This is a genomic window from Enterococcus sp. AAFC-DPL-5146, assembly GCF_058216635.1.
In genome coordinates, this window is record NZ_CM177103.1 from 385,113 (window position 1) to 402,613 (window position 17,501).

Genomic DNA, 17,501 nt, shown 5'->3' on the forward strand with positions numbered 1-17,501 from the left:
GAAGTAACCGTAACTCGCTAAAGTTATGAACGGTTATTTCTTTTTGTCTTCTAGCAATTCAGCAAGCCGTTTGATTTATGTCTGCTGAAACTGGCTATTATACAAAGAGGCATAAAGAGAAGGTTTCGCCAATAACTCGTGATGATTTCCTTTTTCCACAATATCTCCATCTTTCATCACTAAAATCAAATCAGCATTTTCAATTGTAGATAAACGGTGGGCAATCACAAAGCTTGTTCGATTACTGGTTACTTCATCCATGGCTTTTTGAATGTGAGCTTCTGTTCTAGTATCGACACTAGACGTTGCCTCATCCAAAATAACGACTGGTGGATTCGCTAAGATAATCCGAGCAATGGTTAATAATTGCTGCTGACCTTGTGAAAGTAAGCCGTTTTCGCTGGAAATGATCGAATCATAACCATTTGGTAATGTTCGGATAAAGTGATCACATTGAGCAATTTTAGCCGCTTCAATAATCTCTTCCCGTGTTGCATCCATTTTTCCATAGGCAATATTATCAGCAACCGTTCCTTCAAATAACCACGTATTTTGTAAAACCATTCCAAACATCCCACGAAGATTTGTTCTGGAAAGGTCTGTGATATCCACCCCGTCAAAGGTAATACATCCACTATTTAACTCATAAAAACGCATGAGTAAGTTGACCAACGTTGTTTTACCAGCACCCGTTGGTCCAACGATAGCCACCATTTGTTTTGGTTTAACTGAAAAATCAACTTGTTTCATCAATATTTTTTCCTCTGTATAACCAAATTGAACCTTATTAAATTCAATAGCACCCGTTGGTTTATCAATGAGTTGTAGGTTGGCTTTTTCTGGGACATCTTCTTTGGCATCTAGAATTTCGAAGATCCGATCAATTGCAGCAAATGCTGCTTGAATCGAGTTGATCACATAAGATGCGGTAGAGATTGGTTCAGATACTTGATTGATATATTGGAGATACGCTTGTAGTAAACCGATCGTGATACCGCCTTGTAAGACCAAGAAGGCACCGATAATGGCACTAACGATAAAAGCTAGCTGGTTTATTAAGCGAATCGCTGGATAAATTGCGAAATTCAGAAATTGAGCATTTAAAAAGGCTTTATAATGTTTTTGATTGGTTTCTAAAATAACCTCTTTTGCTTGTTCTTGTTGGTTAAAGGTTTTAGTGACTAAGTTTCCTGATAAAAATTCTTCTGTTTTATTGTTTAGAATCCCTAGCTCTGCTTGACTGATTTCTGCTAATTCTTTATTTTTATTGGAAATTTTACCTGTTAAGAATGAGCTTAATGCAATCAATAAAATCACGATTAACGTTAATTTTACATCGATGTAAAATAACATGATTCCAGCAAAGACGATTGTCGAAATAGATGTGAAAAACTGATTGATTTCTGTTAGGAAAACTTGTGATAACGTATTTAAACTGGTGGTTGTTCGGCTTAAAATATCCCCAACTTGATGTTGGTCAAAAAATGACATCGGCAATTTCTTGAATTTTTTTGTGATTTCTTTTCTAACTCTTAACGTAATTCGTTCACTTAAAGAAGCCATCACACGTTCTTGGATATAAGACATCAAACTACTGATGATGGCAAAGGCAATCAAGACCAAAACAGGGATTAATAAGATATCTTTAACCCTGTTTACCGTGAGTTGACTAAACCCTTCTAGTTTAATCAGAGCGAGTAAGTCATCAATAGCAATCCCCATAATGAATGGCATGGCAATGACTAGAGCATTACCAATCAAGCTACAGAGAATCAAACCGAAAAATATCGGGCGTTCAGGTCGAATGAGCTGAAAGAATCGTTTGAATGTTTGTTTATTTACTTTTTCCATCATGACTGTGCTCCTTCCGTTAGGATTCCTTGTGACCGTGCAAATTCTTGGTAAGTTTGGTTGTTTTCTAGAAGTTCGTTGTGGGTTCCTTGACCAACGATTTTTCCATCGTCTAAGACGATAATAGAATCTGCTTGTTGAATGGTACTTAATCTTTGGGCGATGATTAGTAACGTTTTATCTGACATTTCTTCTTTTAGCGCTACCCTAAGAGCTGCATCTGTTTGATAGTCAAGAGCTGAAAAGCTGTCATCAAAAATATAAATATCTGCAGGTTTGATTAATGCACGAGCGATACATAAACGCTGCCTTTGACCACCAGAAAAGTTGGTTCCCCCTTGGGCTACAAAAGAATCATAGCCATCTTCCAATGTCGAAAGATAAGAAGACAACTGAGAAATATGTGCTGCTTGGTCCATCTCTTCTTTTGTAGCTTCAGGATAGCCCATCTGTAAGTTGCTTTTGATTGTTCCACTAAATAGAAAGGCTTTTTGAGGGACGTAGCTAATTTTAGCGCGTAACTCTTCTTGGGTGACATTTCTAATATCGATACCATTGAACAAAATGCTTCCTTTTGATACATCGCTAAGACGTAGTAATAACTTAGCTACCGTACTTTTCCCAGAACCTGTGCCGCCGACGATAGCGGTTGTTTTTCCTTTGGGGATGCTAAAATGAATATCTTCCAAAACAGGTTCATCTGCCTGGTCATAATTAAACGTCACATGATTTAAATCAATCAAATTTGTAGCTGAAGGCATTTCTTCAAGTGAGCGTGGTTGTTTAGAATCAGAAATTTCATCTTCGGCATTTAGAATCTCTTCAATCCTTTTCACCGAAGCAAAAGATCTGGGCATCATAACTAAGACCATCGCTGCAATCATCAAGTAAGCTAAGGTTAATAAAGAATATTCAATAACCGCTGAAACCGTACCAATTTGCAGTGTACCAACAGCAACAAGGTTTCCACCAAACCATAAAATAGAAGAGAAAACTACACCCATCAACAAGAAGGCAATCGGAGTAATAAAAGCAAAGATTTTATTTACTCGAATCATGCCGTTTGCATAGTCAGAAAAGGTTTTGTTGGATCGTTTTTCTTCATAGTTTTGATTGTTGAAGGCTCGAATCATATTAATTCCAGTAAAATATTCACGTAATGTGACAATGATTTTATCCATTTTTGGTTGAATTAAAAGGGAAAGCGGAGTCCCTTTTTTCATTAATAGATAAACAACCAAGCCGAAGGTAAGTACCGCAATCAAAGGAACCAGTCCCAATGTTGCTGAATACGTAAAGGTCATATAAAGGGAGAAAACAGCAATGATTGGTGCAGGTAAAATCAACTGTAGAAATAAGACGATCATTTGCTGGATATTATCTACATCATTAGTCATTCTTGTCAGTAATGAACCTGTTCCAAACGTATCCGCATCCTTAATCGAAAAAGTTTGAAGTTTATCAAAAATAAGTGTCCGTATTTCAAAGCCAAATTTAGCTGCTAATTTTGCAGAAAGATAGCTTCCCACAATGGCTGAAAGTGCACCAAATAAAGCCATACCTAACATTTTTAAACCGATTATTTGAATGGATTGCTGATTTCCGCTAGCGATCCCTACATCAATTAGTTGCGCAACCATCATTGGCACCCCTAATGTACCGATGATTTGTAAACATAAAAAAAAGATTGTGGTAATAACTAACTTTCGATTATTTTTAATGAAAAAACGATTGATTTTCATAGTATTTTCCTCCTGTTGTTAATAATAAAAATAGTACACCTTCAAGTCACTTGAATGTCAATAGTTTTTGTTTATAATTTAAAGTAAGAGGTGAGTAGATGGAAAAAGAGAAGTTATTGACCGTTGGACAAGTTGCTGAAATCATGAAATTGCCGAAATCAAAAATTCGTTATTGGGATGATAGGAATCTATTGACATCTTCTAGAAATAACCATAATGGTTACCGAATGTTTGATATGGAGGATATTTTAACCATCAGTGATATTGATTTTTATCGTAAATTAGATATTCCTATCAGTAAAATGAGCAATTTATATCGAAAATCAGCAGAAGAATTATGGACCGTTTTGGATGAGACTGAAACGCGAGTTGCATCAGAAATAGCAGAATTAGAAAAAAAGCAACAAGGGATTAAACATAGAAAAGACCAATTACTGAGTTTGATTGAATTAAAAGAAAAAGAGTTTAGTGATAAAACATTAGATATAGAAAGAATTATTCCAATTGATTTACAAGATCCAAATGAAGTACATGCATATATTGAAGATCCGTCAAGCTTAGTGGTTTATATTGATTCAAAAAATGAAAAAGAAATTACTTACGGTTTTGCAGTAACGAAGGAAGAATTTATAGAAGAAACTACAATTTGGCAAAAATTAGAGGAACAAATACTTGAATATAAACAATTTGTACTTACCATTCGTTCAGAAAATCCGTTGGAAAATAATGTTTCTTTAATCAAGAAAAAGTTGGGAAAACAAGGGTATCAAACAGGGACAATCATTGGACGTTATATCATGACTGCAGAAGATCAAGCAGGGTTTTATACAGATCACTACAAGGCATGGATAGAGGTAGCGGATAGATTGAGTACGGAAAAGTCGTAATTTTGATAAGAAGGTGCTATCATTTAGCCAATCAAAAAAAGGAAGATGAACGAATGGAAAAATTAAAAACAATGCAAGAAGTAATGACATTTGTAAAGGAAAATCATTTGGCTTTTTTATATGTCTCTCAAGAAGATTGTTCCGTTTGTCATGCTCTTAAACCTAAATTAATTGAGTTATTAAAGAAGTACCCTAAAATTGAACTAAGAGAAGTTGAAGCTCAAAAAGTGAAAGAAATTACTGGGGAGTATTTGATTTTTTCAGCTCCAACGATGCTTTTATTTGTTGATGGAAAAGAGTCTATTCGGGAAGGTAAATTTGTTCAGTTCAAAAAATTAGAAGCAGCAATCAAAGGGATTTATTCATTTGAAGAGAGTTTACTTTGATCCTAGCTAAGTGATGAAGTGAGAGAATAGCAATAAGGGAAATAAGTAAGGGAGGATAAATGATGGAGTTAATTTCAAGTGAAAAAGGATTTGAATTAGTGCATAAAAACGGCAACTGGGTATTAAAAAAAGAGATTGGTTTTTCGCCAGTCGAAATGTTAGTAGCTTCAATTAGTGCTTGCGGTGCATATGTGTATGAAGAAGTTTTAACGAATTCTAAGGTTAGCTTCGTAACTAAAAAAGTTTCCATTACTTACGAGCGGAATACAGAGAAGCCGGCACAACCTCTGAAGGAAGTTGTGATTACTTTCTTCATGAGTGTACCGTCAAAAGCTCAAGGAAAAGCAGAAAGAGCTCTTCGTTTGATTGGTAAAAATTGTCCCGTTATACAGTCGCTAGACTCGGAAATTAAAGTCGTTGAAACAGTTGTTTTTGTTTAAGATACATTTACTAAGTTTGCAAAAATATACCGTTCTTTTTAGATCAATTAGAAAGGGTCTGAGGTATAACTCTTTGAGTTATACCTCAGGCTCTTTCTAATTAGAATAAACAGTGAGCCGAAAGTTGTTTGTTCTTAATTAAACATTTTTTTATTCAAATATATATTCTTGTAAATTAGCGAATTTATAGAGACAGAAATGATTTTATTTGACATATGACTATCTGTTCATGTATTATGTATTTGAGATATATGAATATCTGTTCATTTGATTGAGTTGAATTTAAATATAAATTAGAAACGGAGGATGAGAAAAATGGAAACACAAAAAAATATTACGCATGATTGCTATAACGAGAAAGGTCATCAACACAAACATGAAAACGGTCATGAACACGATCATAGTCATGGGAAATCTCCCGTTGTTTTATTCTTTATAGGATTAGCAGTTTTTATTGTTGCATTTTTTATCAAGGAGGAAACACTGTTACAAAATATTCTCTTTATTAGCGCGATGTTTCTATCTGGTTATCACATTATCTTAGAAGGAATCACCGATACAATCAATGATACCAAAGAGAAAAGAACGTTTACGCCAAATGTGCATATTTTGATGACATTAGCAGCATTTGGAGCAACTATTATCGGAAAATATGAAGAAGGTGCCTTGCTTATCATCATTTTTGCGGCAGCTCATTTTCTTGAAGAATATGCAGAAGGACGAAGTAAAAGGGAAATTACTAATTTACTTAAAATGAATCCAACTGAAGCACGTTTGATTCAATCAGATGGCAGTGTGAAAACTGTAGATGTTTCTGTTTTAAAGATTGGTGATAAACTCCAAGTATTAAATGGAGATCAAATTGCCACTGATGGGATTATCCTTTCAGGAAACACATCGATTGATGAATCCTCTATTAATGGTGAAAGTATCCCTAGGGAAAAAACGGTCGGTGATGAAGTCTTTGGCAGTACAATCAATGGCAGCGGGACATTTACGATGGAAGTCACAAAAGATAGCAGTGATACCGTATTTGCTAAAATTCTTCAATTAGTCAATCAATCACAATCGAATTTGTCTAAAACAGCTACTAAAATTCAAAAACTGGAGCCTTATTATGTAACGATTGTTTTGATTTTAGTACCGATTTTTATAGCTATGGGGCCATTTTTATTGAATTGGACATGGGAGGAGAGTTTTTATCGTGGGATGGTATTTTTAATTTCCGCTTCTCCATGTGCGTTGGCAGCAAGTGCAGTTCCAGCAACATTATCAGGAATTTCTAACTTAGCTAAACGAGGTGTGTTATTTAAAGGGGGTTCTTATTTAGCAAATTTAGCAACAATCAAATCCGTTGCTTTTGATAAAACTGGAACCTTAACACAAGGAAAACCAACAGTCACTGATTTTTATTTTTTAACAGAGTCGACAGATATCAAAGAGCAAGACTGTATCGATATAATTGTTGCAATGGAAAAGACAGCGAATCATCCTTTAGCAAGTGCAATTTTGAAAAGCTTTAAAGCAGAGAAAGAAATAGAACTAAATGTTGAGAATGAAATCGGTAAAGGATTAGTGACTAAGTACCAAGGAGCTACTTATCAAATAGGGAAACCAGAGAATTTTACATTAGTTAATTTTCAAATCAGTACCCATAACGAACAATACGCAAAAGAAGGTAAAACCGTAGTTTATTTCGCTAAAAATAATGAAGTCATCGGTCTGATTGCTATGATGGATGTACCCAATAAGAATGCTAAAACGGTGATTAACTATTTAAAATCGCAAGGTATCCATACGACAATGATCACAGGTGATGCGGAATTAACTGGTCAAGCAGTTGGACGTCAAATTGGAATTGATGAAGTAGTTGGAAATGTATTGCCGGAAAATAAAGCCGCAATTATTAAAGATCAGCAAGCACGATATGGTAGTGTAGCTATGCTAGGTGACGGCGTTAATGATGCACCAGCTTTAGTCACAGCGGATATTGGTGTAGCCATGGGAGATGGAACAGATATTGCTATAGATGTTGCAGATGCAGTCTTAATGCAAAATGATTTGACAAAATTTAGTTACGCTTACTCTGTTTCTAAACGCTTGGATCGAGTGGTTTGGCAAAATATTATTTTTTCAATGTTTATCGTGCTTCTATTAATCACATTAAATATTTTTGGGAAAATGGATATTACAATTGGTGTTATCGCTCATGAAGGAAGTACACTGTTAGTTATTTTAAATGGGTTACGTTTATTAATTCCATCTAAAGAATAAAAAAAGTGGTTGATACAAAGGTGTCTAGCTTCGAGGGATAAGACGGAATTTCGACTTATCCCTCGAAGCTGATTTTGGTTTTTCGCATAAATAAATACAATGTCGTTAAATCAAAAATTGATTAATTATTGAAGGTTTATAGGGATTGTAATTACGTGAATTGTTGGATTATAACTGAAGTGATTAAAGTGAAGTTAGAATTTTTTAGTGTTTTTACAATAAAAATGCTTAATGACGAAAAAAAAATTATAAGCATTTTTTATTAGTTATTTGTTTGATAATAACGAGATAAATAACAGAAGAAAACAATATGAAATAGGTGGCTACCTACAGTGAGGATTGTTAAAGTAACCAACCCCTATTTTTTCTCTAGATGAACGAAAGATACTAATAGTGAATGGAAATGTAAATACTTGCATCTATCATGAAGGGTAGCTGAATAAGTTTGATTTTTTATAGACGAAAATTGAATGCGTAAAAAAAATAGTAACAGACGATTTTAATATAATGATAAAATACGATAATTGATTTTGGAAAATATAATCATAAAAAAAACATGTATGTAACAATTCGTTTTTTTTGTTTTTTAGAAATTATAAAGTGAGAGTACTTTTAGTTTTGTAAAAATGAAAATAAATACTGAATTCGATTTGTTTGTTGAGGCGTTATCTGATAAAATAGAGAAAGGTAGGCATGTTTTCAGAGTTTTTTTCGAGTAGACTTTTTTATTCTAAATGAAAGCAAATTCAAAATGAACTCAGAAGTGAAGTTGATTATTTTTACAAATAAAAAATTACCACACTTGTCACTGTAGTTACATAAGGACAATTCAACTAATTTACTTAGTGTTTAATTGATACGTTAAAAATAATCATAAAAGAGATAGCCCGATTTTTATAGAAGGAAGTGAGCATATGCTAAAAATTTTTGGCAAAGGTAAAAAAAGAAAAAAATATGAAGATTACGATGAATATGATGACGAAGACTACGATGATGAAGATTATGATGATGATGACTACGATGATGACGAAGATTATGATGATGATGACTACGACGACGATGACGACGAAGATTATGATGATGATGACTACGACGACGATGACGACGAAGATTATGATGATGATGATTACGACGACGATGACGACGAAGATTATGATGATGATGACGATGACGACGAAGATGATCGACCGTTATTCTCACTGAAAAAGAAAAAGCAAGCACCTGCACCAAGAAAACCAAAACCAAAGAAAAAACGAACGCCAGTTAATGAAGTTATTGATGATGAAGAACTAGAAGAACTTCAAGAAGAAAACGAACAACTTCAAGCTGAACTTAGAGAGTTGAAAGCAGAGTTACGCAAGAATAAGAGAGAAACAAGTCAACTACAAAATGAACTAGAAGCGGCACGTCAAACAAGTGAAGCTTTAGAAAATGAATTATCAATGGTACAAGCTGTACCAAAAGATTACGATGCTCGTATGGCAGAACTTGAACAAGTAAAAAGTAAATACAACACTTTATTGCGTGAAAGTAATCGTCAAATCGATGAGACTGATTTGAATCGTAAAAAAGCAGAGCGATTTGCAAATAAAATCAGACAGTACGAACAAGAGCTTTTAGCAAAACAAGAAGAAATTGATAAACTTTCAGAAGATCGTATCGTGATTATGGCGTCAGATGCAGCAACTGATAGTGGCGCTTATGAAGAACTAGCTAAAGTTCGTCAAGAGCTTGAAGCTGCAAAACGTCAACTAGCACAAAGAACGATAGATGTTGACCAACAATTATCTAAAGAAGATATTGGTGAAGTATTGCTAGAAGCGAAAAAACAAGCGAAAGAAATTATCAATCAAGCGAATCAGCGAGCACAACTAATTAACGAAGAAACCAAGAGAAAAGCTGGAGTCTTAAAACGATTAGAACGTGCAGAGCAAGAATATCAAAATTATTACAAGCGCATCAAAGATGTTAAGGAAGAATCAGAACAAGCATTCAATCAAATCATCAATTTAGTGAAAGAAGATCCATACCAATAAAAAAGAGAGGACACAAGATGAAAAAAAGAAATCTAAACAGTAAAAAATTACGATTATTAAGTGTAGGGTTGCTTACTTCAAGTGCTGTCCTTTCTGTTACCGATGTTCAACCAATTGTTGCTAAAGAAATTGATCATAAAGCAACAGAAGGATCAGAAGAAAAAGAAGATGTAGCAATTTTATCTTCGACTAAGGAACATGAAACAACAGAAAGCACGGTAGAAGGAATAGAAAATAGCTCCTCTACTGATAGCAGTACGACTTCTTCAACAGAGGAGTCAACTGAAAGTACTAGCAGTGAGTCGACAAGTTCATCAGATGATACTAGTTCTACACAAGATACAACAGAATCAACAAGTACATCTAACACGTCGTCGTCAACAACTGATTCAACAACGAGCAGTTCTACAAGTACAAGTAGTTCTACGAGTACGACGAGTTCAACGACGACTCCGTCAAAACCAAAACCAAAACCGCAACCAAGTAGACCGTCAAGACCAAGCACAAGTCAACCGTCACAGCAAGTTCCTGGTCCAGTACAACAGCCTAGTAGGCCTAGTACAAATATAGGAACGGTGACGACTGGCAATAATGGAAGCAACTCATCTGGATCAGATCAGGTATTCCATATTAGTCCTAACCTAACAACCAAAAGCTTTGTTAAAGTTATTGGTGAAGATGCTCGTTCAATTGCTGGTGAGAATAATTTATATGCATCGGTAATGATTGCTCAGGCAATTTTAGAAAGTGCCTCTGGTAATAGTGCCTTGGCTTCTGCACCAAATTATAATTTGTTTGGGATTAAAGGTAGCTATGAAGGTGCAAGTGCTAATTTCCTTACTAGTGAAGATAATGGTTCTGGAAGCATGTTTACGATTCGTTCTAATTTTAGAAAGTATCCATCTTACAAAGAATCGTTGGGTGATTACGTGAAACTTCTTAGAGGCGGTACAGATTACAGTAACGCTTTTTACAGTGGGACATGGAAAACAAATACGAAATCATACAAAGATGCTACTAAGTATTTAACAGGTCGTTATGCGACTGATACTAGCTATAACTCAAAATTAAATGGTTTGATTGATGCGTATAATTTAACGCAATATGATACGTTGAAAGATAAAAAGAATAGTAAAAAAGCTAAAAAAATCACGTTAAATACTACTTTTGATAAGATAGAAAAGAAAGATAATCAAAAAGATCAATCAATTGAATTCTTTACCCATATAGTGAAAAAAGGTGAATCACTTAAAACAATCAGCGACTTGTATAATATTTCTACACTAGCTATTTTGGAGAAAAACCAATTAGATAGACGGATGTTATTCATTGGTCAAAAATTAAGTATTCCAAAACAACAAGAAGAATCGACTAGTATGCCAAAAGAAGAGGCCGTAGATCGTTCGTTAGAGATGGTTCAAAAGCTGTCTAACGCATTTACAGGTAAAGAAACTACCTCTTCATCTAAAAAAGAAGCAAAGACAACAGCATCTGATCAGAAAATAAGTACTAAAGAATCTGCAAAAGAAGCTAAGCAAACAAGGTCTACGAAAACGACAAAAGAGACAAAAGAAACGAAAGAAACAACAACAACAAAAGATTATCAAGTAAGCGCAACTCGTAAGAAAACAAAAGAAACATATGAAGTGAAAAAAGGAGATACCCTAGCGAGTATTTCTAACAAAACTGGTATTTCAGTTTGGTCGTTAAAAGAGTGGAACGACTTAGATCAATACTTTTTAACAGAAGGTCAACAGCTTATCTTAGGACCTGTTTATGATCTTCAATCTTAAAGAACAAGAAAGGAGAACGGTTTAATGAATGATTATTTTGATGTATTTTTTCATCAGCAGGCAATCCCATTCACTACAGGGGCCGTTCTCTACCAAAAAGATAGTACTGAAGAGATTGTTGATGCGTGTGAAACACTCTATGAACGTTCAACAGGAGATTTCCTTACTTTTCGGGAGAACAATGAGCTTTCTCGAAAAGTAATTTCTTCATCTATCAGAAAGCACGTGGAAATTCAGTTTTTTCAAGCTCAATTGAATTGGGATGTTTTATTGGAAGAATTAGAAGAGCTCTTTCCACAGTTTATTTGGACAAAGTTAGTTGAAGAAGTGGATGGTTCTTTTAGTACATATTTTTGTGAATTAATTCCTGTTTCGTTTAATGCTGAAGAAGAACCCGTTCATTTTTCCGTTTCAGCTAGCCTAGAGCAAATGGGCTACTCAAAAGGTCAGTCGGTCAGCAGTATTTTGGAAGCAAGGTTTCTTGCTGATTTTCAGGAAGAAGAAGAATTACCTCTTTCTGGCGAAACACTAAGTTTTCCGGTGGAAATGTCGGTAGAAGAGAATGTTGAAGAAGAAGATTTTAAGAGTTGGTTCTTTGATAAAAATGAATTCCAAGATGATGAACCACTGGATCTTGAACTTGTAGAAGAAGTAAAAGCAATGACTCCTGTTCGCTCAGAAGAAAGTGAAGTCCTTTTTCTAAAAGAAAGTTTGAAACGAGAAAAAGCGTCAAAGGAACGTGTGCGGGTAGCAAAAGAAAAATTAGAACACGAGCTGCTCGCCATAGAAAACAGTTTGCTCGTTAGTGGCTTAAAACGATTTAAGAAGCATCAAAAGTCATCAATTGAAGAAGATGACTGGTATAAACCAGTGCGAATTGATTTAATTCAATACGATGATCTTTATAAGAAAGCGAAATTTATCGAACAGTCTTGGCGTTTAAATCGTCAATTGGTAACCATCACTGAAAAAATGACAGTAACTAAAGATCAATGGATTTATGAACGAGCGCGAATTGAGAAAATAAAAAATAGTGTATCTGAAATGGATTTACAGTCTATGATGGAACAATGTCATTTGATTAATGAGCGAGTTAAAATTCGTCCAGGGTTTCTGTTTTTTAAACCACGGGTGAAATTATATCAAATTGATTATGAACAATTAGAAAAAATAAGTTCGTTTTTTGATATCATTCAAACAGAAAATAGATTATTAGAATCAGTGATTGAACAAAGAGATCACAATATATAGGTAAAAAAGAAGTGCTTAATTAAGATAAGTGCTTCTTTTTTTTGATTTTCTGGGGTTATAAAGGAATAAACTTACGTGCTAGAGAGGATAAATTAATAAAAAAGTTCCCCAAAAATAGAAAAATCACAAGAAAATGTCTGTAATAATTCCAGTATCTTGTAATATTACGTTCGTTATGAAAACATTTGAATGAAAATTTCAGAAAAAACGTGATTTTTCTTGTTTGTAAGATTAATTCAAAACGCAGTGCGAACAAGTGTTTCTCCCGTTTTTTTTACAGGCTGTTACTCAATAAAAATACTCGTAACGAATTGTCATTACATTTTCACCTATGAAATATTTTTAGATGTTAAAGTATGCAAAGTCGATAAACAAACGACAAAATATTTTTTTACAAAGGAGAAACAACATGAAATCAATTAAAACGATTTTATTAGCAACAACTTTGACTGCAGGATTTGGCATTTTTATGGGAGCAACTGACGCACACGCTGATAGCTTATATACAGTAAAATCTGGAGATACATTATCTACTATTTCTCATCAATTTAATGGAGATAATAGCCTTATCGAGCTAATCGCTAAAGATAATAATATTTCAAATATAGATATGATCTTTGAAGGAGAAGAACTAATGATCCGTACGGCTGCAGAAGTGGCTCAAACGCCAGCGCCAGTACAAACATCAGTTCAAGAAGAAACAAGTGCACCTGTTGTAGAGGAGTCAGCACCAGCTGCAACAACTGCTGCGACCACATCTTCTGCAAAAGAATGGATTGCACAAAAAGAATCTAGTGGTTCATATAATGCAACAAACGGTAAATACATTGGTAGATATCAACTAGATGCTTCATACTTGAATGGTGACTACTCACAAGCCAACCAAGAGCGTGTAGCAGATAGCTATGTAGCCGGACGTTATGGTTCATGGGAAGCAGCTCAAGCTTTCTGGGTAGCTAATGGCTGGTATTAAGAAAAAATAGAATACTACTTTAAATAGAGAAGAGGCAGCCATTTATTTTGGCTGCTTCTTTTTTTAAACGATAAAATGGTAGTAGGCGACTTTTGGGTAGGATAGCAGGTATAATTAATTAAATGAAACAAATATATATCCACTTCAATGAATAATAGAGTGAACGAATTCGATTTAAGAAAGGATGAATGACATTGGCTATGTTTTATAAAAACCTCAAAACAGGAGCAGTAATAACGGAAAAAGAATATCAGGAAAAAATTGTGAATAATATGGCAGAAGCAAATTCAAATTTAGGAACAATGGGAATAATGAGTTCGTATAGTAATCTTGCTAATGATGTGTTTGAAAGAGAATTTGATAATTATAGTCAATATGTTCCTTGTGACTCAGAGATAAAAGAGCCATGATAAAATAGGTAATGTAAAGAAGGGAAGAAGCTGAATGAAGAAACAAACTGTATTTAATAGTATGTATCGATTATTCCGGTTTATAGTTATTGCTGTCATTGGCTATTTAGTTTATAAATCAATATTCGCAGAAATTTTAACGAAAAAAATCCATATTTTTACGTATGTATTTTTATGGTTGTTCAGTTCTTATTTCATTCTTCCTATCATTAATAAACTGATGACAGGACGGTATTTACCAGACTATTTTATTGGACGTTCCAGAACTAGTGATGGTTTACTTGGAGATCCTATCAACCTTGCTTTTATAGGGAGCAAAGCTGAAGTGGAACAACTTTTCGTTAGTGCTGGTTGGACAAGAGCTGATCCTTTATCGATACGTTCCAGCGTGCATATAGTTACGGCTAGTGTATTTCAAAAGTCTTATCCTAGTGCACCAGTTAGTTCGTTGTTTTTATTTAATAAGAAACAAGATATGGCATTTGAAAAAGAGATAGAAAATAATCCTAGAAGAAGGCATCATGTACGTATTTGGGAAACGCCAGATAATTGGTATTTGCCTGGAGGACGAAAAGTGGACTGGCTTGGTGCGGCGACATATGATAAGAAAGTTGGTTTTTCTTTTTTTACCGGGCAGGTGACACATAAAATAAATTCAGATGTTGATCAAGAGCGCGATTTTGTTTTAGAATCTTTTAAACAAGTGAATAAAGAAATTTCAATTGAACTGGTGGAACATTTTACAACGAGTTATCATGGCCGTAATGGTGGAGGAGATGAGATCTTTACTGACGGTGCATTGCCGTTTATCAAACTAGAGAAGTAGGAAGTGATAGTTAAAATTAGATAGTAACTGGAGTGCTTACTTTAATACAAATTGAGGATTTAGAATTAAGTCGTAAATATTTTCATGGTAATATAAAAATATTTTTGAAAAGTATATTATTGGAATTTTGTGCTGATTTATTATATTATTATGAAGCAGAATTAAGAACTTACTAGGAGGTGCGGATAAAGAGAAATTAGTGAGCTTTTTTGTAAGAAGCCTACTAAAACTAGTATGTATGGTTACGTTACTGAACAAAAACTTAAAACGAGGTGGAAAATTTGAAAAAAGTGTTTAGAAAAAATGTAAACGTTTTATCTTCTTTGGTACTTATTGTTTCTAGTTTGGTTCTATCTTTTTCTATATTAATACCTAGTAAGACTGTCAAAGCGGCAGAACCTTCTCAATATCGCAATGTTATGTATTATGGTGACTGGTCAATTTGGGGTGGTGAAGATAATTTTTACCCTAAAGATATTCCAGCTGATCAACTAACTCATTTAAATTATGCTTTTTTAGATTTTGACAGTGCTGGAAACTTGAAGTTCACAGACAAAGATGCAGCGGTTGGTGCACCTGTTGGACAAGAAGGAGTTCAATGGAATAGTGCGAGTGCCGGAGTTTTAAATGCGATTCAAGATATTCGTGCAAAAAATCCTAATTTAAAGATCGGGATTTCGATTGGCGGATGGTCTAAATCAGGTGATTTCTCTGATGTAGCAGCGAATCCAACAGTACGTGCAAATTTTGTCAGTAACATTGCTAAATTCATCAAATATACAAACATGGATTTTGTCGATTTAGATTGGGAATACCCAGCATCTGTTCGTGAACCCGATAAAGTTGATAACACCAACGATGAAGGAACACCACATGCAAAACCAGAAGACAAACAAAATTTTATTACTCTATTGCAAGATATCCGCACAGCTATTGATAAACAAGGAAAAGATTTAGGGAAAACCTATGAACTTTCTGTTGCTCTACCTGCGTCACAAAACACCTTGAAAAATGGTGTGGATGTAGCGCAATTATTTAAAGTGATCGATTTTGCTAACGTGATGACTTATGACATGAATGGTGCTTGGACACCGAATAGCGGACATCATAGTGCACTTTATGGCAATCCGGCAGATCCTAACTATGCTAGTGGTTTTTCGGTAGACCAAACGGTTAAATTTTTACAAACAAATGGTGCACCATCAAGTAAAATTGTGATTGGAGCAGCCTTTTATACACGTGGTTGGAATAAAGTGGCGCAAGGAACAGATGCAGCTCATCCAGGCTTATTCCAAGCTGCTGAAAAAAATAATAAAGATGCAGATTTGTCACCAACCTATGGTGCGAATAATAAAAATCCATTAAAATCAGGTGACGGAGGTCGTGCAGGAGGCGTTTGGCCATACCGTAATATTGCTGATCTAAAAGTGAAATCGCCTGATTTGAAAGAATATTGGGATGATGTAGCAAAAGCTCCGTATATGTATAACCAAAAAACAGGTGAATTTTATACCTATGACAATACTCGTTCAATTGGTTATAAAGCAGAGTATGTAAAAAATAACCAATTAGGCGGCGTGATCTCTTGGATGCAGTCTCAAGATAAACCAACGGATACAACGAAACGTGATGAATTGACTAAAGCCATCAAAACAGGTTTATTTGGTACAACAGCACTTTCTGGTAACAAAACAATTTACGCAGATTTAAATGTTAAAGCAACCATTGCCCCATATAGTGAGAATGGTGCAGGTTATGAAATCACTGTTAAGAACAATGAAACAGCGAATGAAACTGACGATGTTTTAAAATCAGTTGAAGCGGCCTTTGAAACAGTAAAGCTACCAAAATTATATATTCCAGTCAATGCAGCAGAAACGTTGACAGCAGGTGATTACAAAGCTGGGACTGTAACGGTAGAAAATGGAAATGTTGTTGTAGATTTATCCTCTGTTTACGACGCACAACAAATTCCGCAAGGGTCAAGCTATACATTTAGATTAAAATCTAGTGCAGCAGCAGTTGACGTAAATCGTATTGCCAACATCTCTTTGACACAACGTATCGCAAAAAATGGTGCTGAACTTAGCAAGCAAACAATTTATGGTGGTGGAGCAGTTAATCCAGATCCGACAGATACAACACCGCCGACAGTACCACAAAATTTAGCTGCAGGAACAATTACTGATTCAGCAGCTACCCTAAATTGGACAGCTTCAACAGATAATGTAAAATTAGCTGGTTATAAAGTATATCGTGATGGTGTATTAGTTGGTACCGTTGCACAAACAACATTTACAGATACAAACTTAAAAGCCAGCACAACATACAATTACACAGTAAAAGCTTATGATGCTGCGGGGAACCTTTCAGCTGATAGCAGCATAGTCGCTGTGAAAACGAAAGATAGTACAACGCCACCTGTAACAAATGCATGGGATGCAGCCAAAGCTTATAATGGCGGTGATGTTGTAACTTATCAAGGTAAAACGTACAAAGCTAAATGGTGGACACAAGGAAACGTACCAGGGACAGAACAATGGGGACCTTGGGAATTAGTAGGATAAAAATCAAACCAGCTAGGCATAACATTTATTGTTAGCCTAGCTGGTTTTTTATCATGAAGTGTATC

Annotated in this window: 13 protein-coding genes; 11 read left to right on the forward strand and 2 right to left on the reverse strand. The window is 34.8% G+C overall.

The features are described 5' to 3' along the window. Positions 1–75 precede the first annotated feature (75 nt). Together AC4BB2_RS01765 and AC4BB2_RS01770 are read right to left on the reverse strand one after the other, a co-directional pair. Entirely contained in the window at positions 76–1,851 is a 1,776-nt protein-coding gene (locus AC4BB2_RS01765; RefSeq protein WP_490474655.1) for an ABC transporter ATP-binding protein, read from the reverse strand. Then, positions 1,851–3,593, reverse strand: a complete 1,743-nt coding sequence (locus tag AC4BB2_RS01770) for an ABC transporter ATP-binding protein (protein ID WP_490473737.1) — start codon at positions 3,591–3,593, stop codon at positions 1,851–1,853. Before AC4BB2_RS01770 ends, AC4BB2_RS01765 begins: the two co-directional genes overlap by 1 nt. A 98-nt stretch (positions 3,594–3,691) precedes the next feature. On the opposite strand from AC4BB2_RS01770, the gene AC4BB2_RS01775 reads away from it, so the two are divergent. From AC4BB2_RS01775 to AC4BB2_RS01825, 11 genes are all read left to right on the forward strand, one after another. Next, on the forward strand, positions 3,692–4,480 hold the full coding sequence (locus tag AC4BB2_RS01775; protein WP_490473738.1) for a MerR family transcriptional regulator: 789 nt from the start codon (positions 3,692–3,694) through the stop codon (positions 4,478–4,480). Positions 4,481–4,533: 53 nt separating this feature from the next. Continuing rightward, positions 4,534–4,866: a thioredoxin family protein gene (locus tag AC4BB2_RS01780; RefSeq protein WP_490473739.1), complete on the forward strand. Its 333-nt coding sequence runs from the start codon at positions 4,534–4,536 to the stop codon at positions 4,864–4,866. 62 nt (positions 4,867–4,928) lie between these two features. Then, positions 4,929–5,306, forward strand: a complete 378-nt coding sequence (locus AC4BB2_RS01785; protein ID WP_490473740.1) for an OsmC family protein — start codon at positions 4,929–4,931, stop codon at positions 5,304–5,306. Positions 5,307–5,621: 315 nt separating this feature from the next. Next, positions 5,622–7,580 carry a heavy metal translocating P-type ATPase gene (locus AC4BB2_RS01790; protein ID WP_490473741.1) on the forward strand — a complete coding sequence of 653 codons (1,959 nt, stop codon included), beginning with the start codon at positions 5,622–5,624 and terminating at the stop codon, positions 7,578–7,580. Between the two features lie 914 nt (positions 7,581–8,494). Then, complete coding sequence (locus tag AC4BB2_RS01795) at positions 8,495–9,616, forward strand: hypothetical protein (protein WP_490473742.1); 1,122 nt, start codon at positions 8,495–8,497, stop codon at positions 9,614–9,616. A 17-nt stretch (positions 9,617–9,633) separates the two neighbouring features. Then, complete coding sequence (locus AC4BB2_RS01800) at positions 9,634–11,409, forward strand: glucosaminidase domain-containing protein (RefSeq protein WP_490473743.1); 1,776 nt, start codon at positions 9,634–9,636, stop codon at positions 11,407–11,409. A 24-nt stretch (positions 11,410–11,433) separates the two neighbouring features. Continuing rightward, complete coding sequence (locus AC4BB2_RS01805; RefSeq protein WP_490473744.1) at positions 11,434–12,660, forward strand: hypothetical protein; 1,227 nt, start codon at positions 11,434–11,436, stop codon at positions 12,658–12,660. A 409-nt stretch (positions 12,661–13,069) separates the two neighbouring features. Next, entirely contained in the window at positions 13,070–13,633 is a 564-nt protein-coding gene (gene apf, locus AC4BB2_RS01810; RefSeq protein WP_490473745.1) for an aggregation-promoting factor, read from the forward strand. Between the two features lie 194 nt (positions 13,634–13,827). Then, positions 13,828–14,043 (forward strand): hypothetical protein, encoded by a 216-nt coding sequence (locus AC4BB2_RS01815; RefSeq protein WP_490473746.1) that lies wholly within the window; start codon positions 13,828–13,830, stop codon positions 14,041–14,043. A 34-nt stretch (positions 14,044–14,077) separates the two neighbouring features. Further along, entirely contained in the window at positions 14,078–14,869 is a 792-nt protein-coding gene (locus tag AC4BB2_RS01820; protein WP_490473747.1) for an LssY C-terminal domain-containing protein, read from the forward strand. A 281-nt stretch (positions 14,870–15,150) separates the two neighbouring features. Then, a complete protein-coding gene (locus AC4BB2_RS01825; protein ID WP_490473748.1) occupies positions 15,151–17,436 on the forward strand; it encodes a glycosyl hydrolase family 18 protein in 2,286 nt (761 codons plus the stop codon). Positions 17,437–17,501: the final 65 nt, after the last annotated feature.

Coding starts and splice junctions, on each gene's coding strand:
- AC4BB2_RS01800 (WP_490473743.1), top strand. CDS start 9,634: ATGAAAAAAAGAAATCTAAACAGTAAAAAATTACGATTATTAAGTGTA.
- AC4BB2_RS01795 (WP_490473742.1), top strand. CDS start 8,495: ATGCTAAAAATTTTTGGCAAAGGTAAAAAAAGAAAAAAATATGAAGAT.
- apf (WP_490473745.1), top strand. CDS start 13,070: ATGAAATCAATTAAAACGATTTTATTAGCAACAACTTTGACTGCAGGA.
- AC4BB2_RS01780 (WP_490473739.1), top strand. CDS start 4,534: ATGGAAAAATTAAAAACAATGCAAGAAGTAATGACATTTGTAAAGGAA.
- AC4BB2_RS01785 (WP_490473740.1), top strand. CDS start 4,929: ATGGAGTTAATTTCAAGTGAAAAAGGATTTGAATTAGTGCATAAAAAC.
- AC4BB2_RS01790 (WP_490473741.1), top strand. CDS start 5,622: ATGGAAACACAAAAAAATATTACGCATGATTGCTATAACGAGAAAGGT.
- AC4BB2_RS01765 (WP_490474655.1), bottom strand. CDS start 1,851: ATGGAAAAAGTAAATAAACAAACATTCAAACGATTCTTTCAGCTCATT.
- AC4BB2_RS01775 (WP_490473738.1), top strand. CDS start 3,692: ATGGAAAAAGAGAAGTTATTGACCGTTGGACAAGTTGCTGAAATCATG.
- AC4BB2_RS01820 (WP_490473747.1), top strand. CDS start 14,078: ATGAAGAAACAAACTGTATTTAATAGTATGTATCGATTATTCCGGTTT.
- AC4BB2_RS01805 (WP_490473744.1), top strand. CDS start 11,434: ATGAATGATTATTTTGATGTATTTTTTCATCAGCAGGCAATCCCATTC.
- AC4BB2_RS01770 (WP_490473737.1), bottom strand. CDS start 3,593: ATGAAAATCAATCGTTTTTTCATTAAAAATAATCGAAAGTTAGTTATT.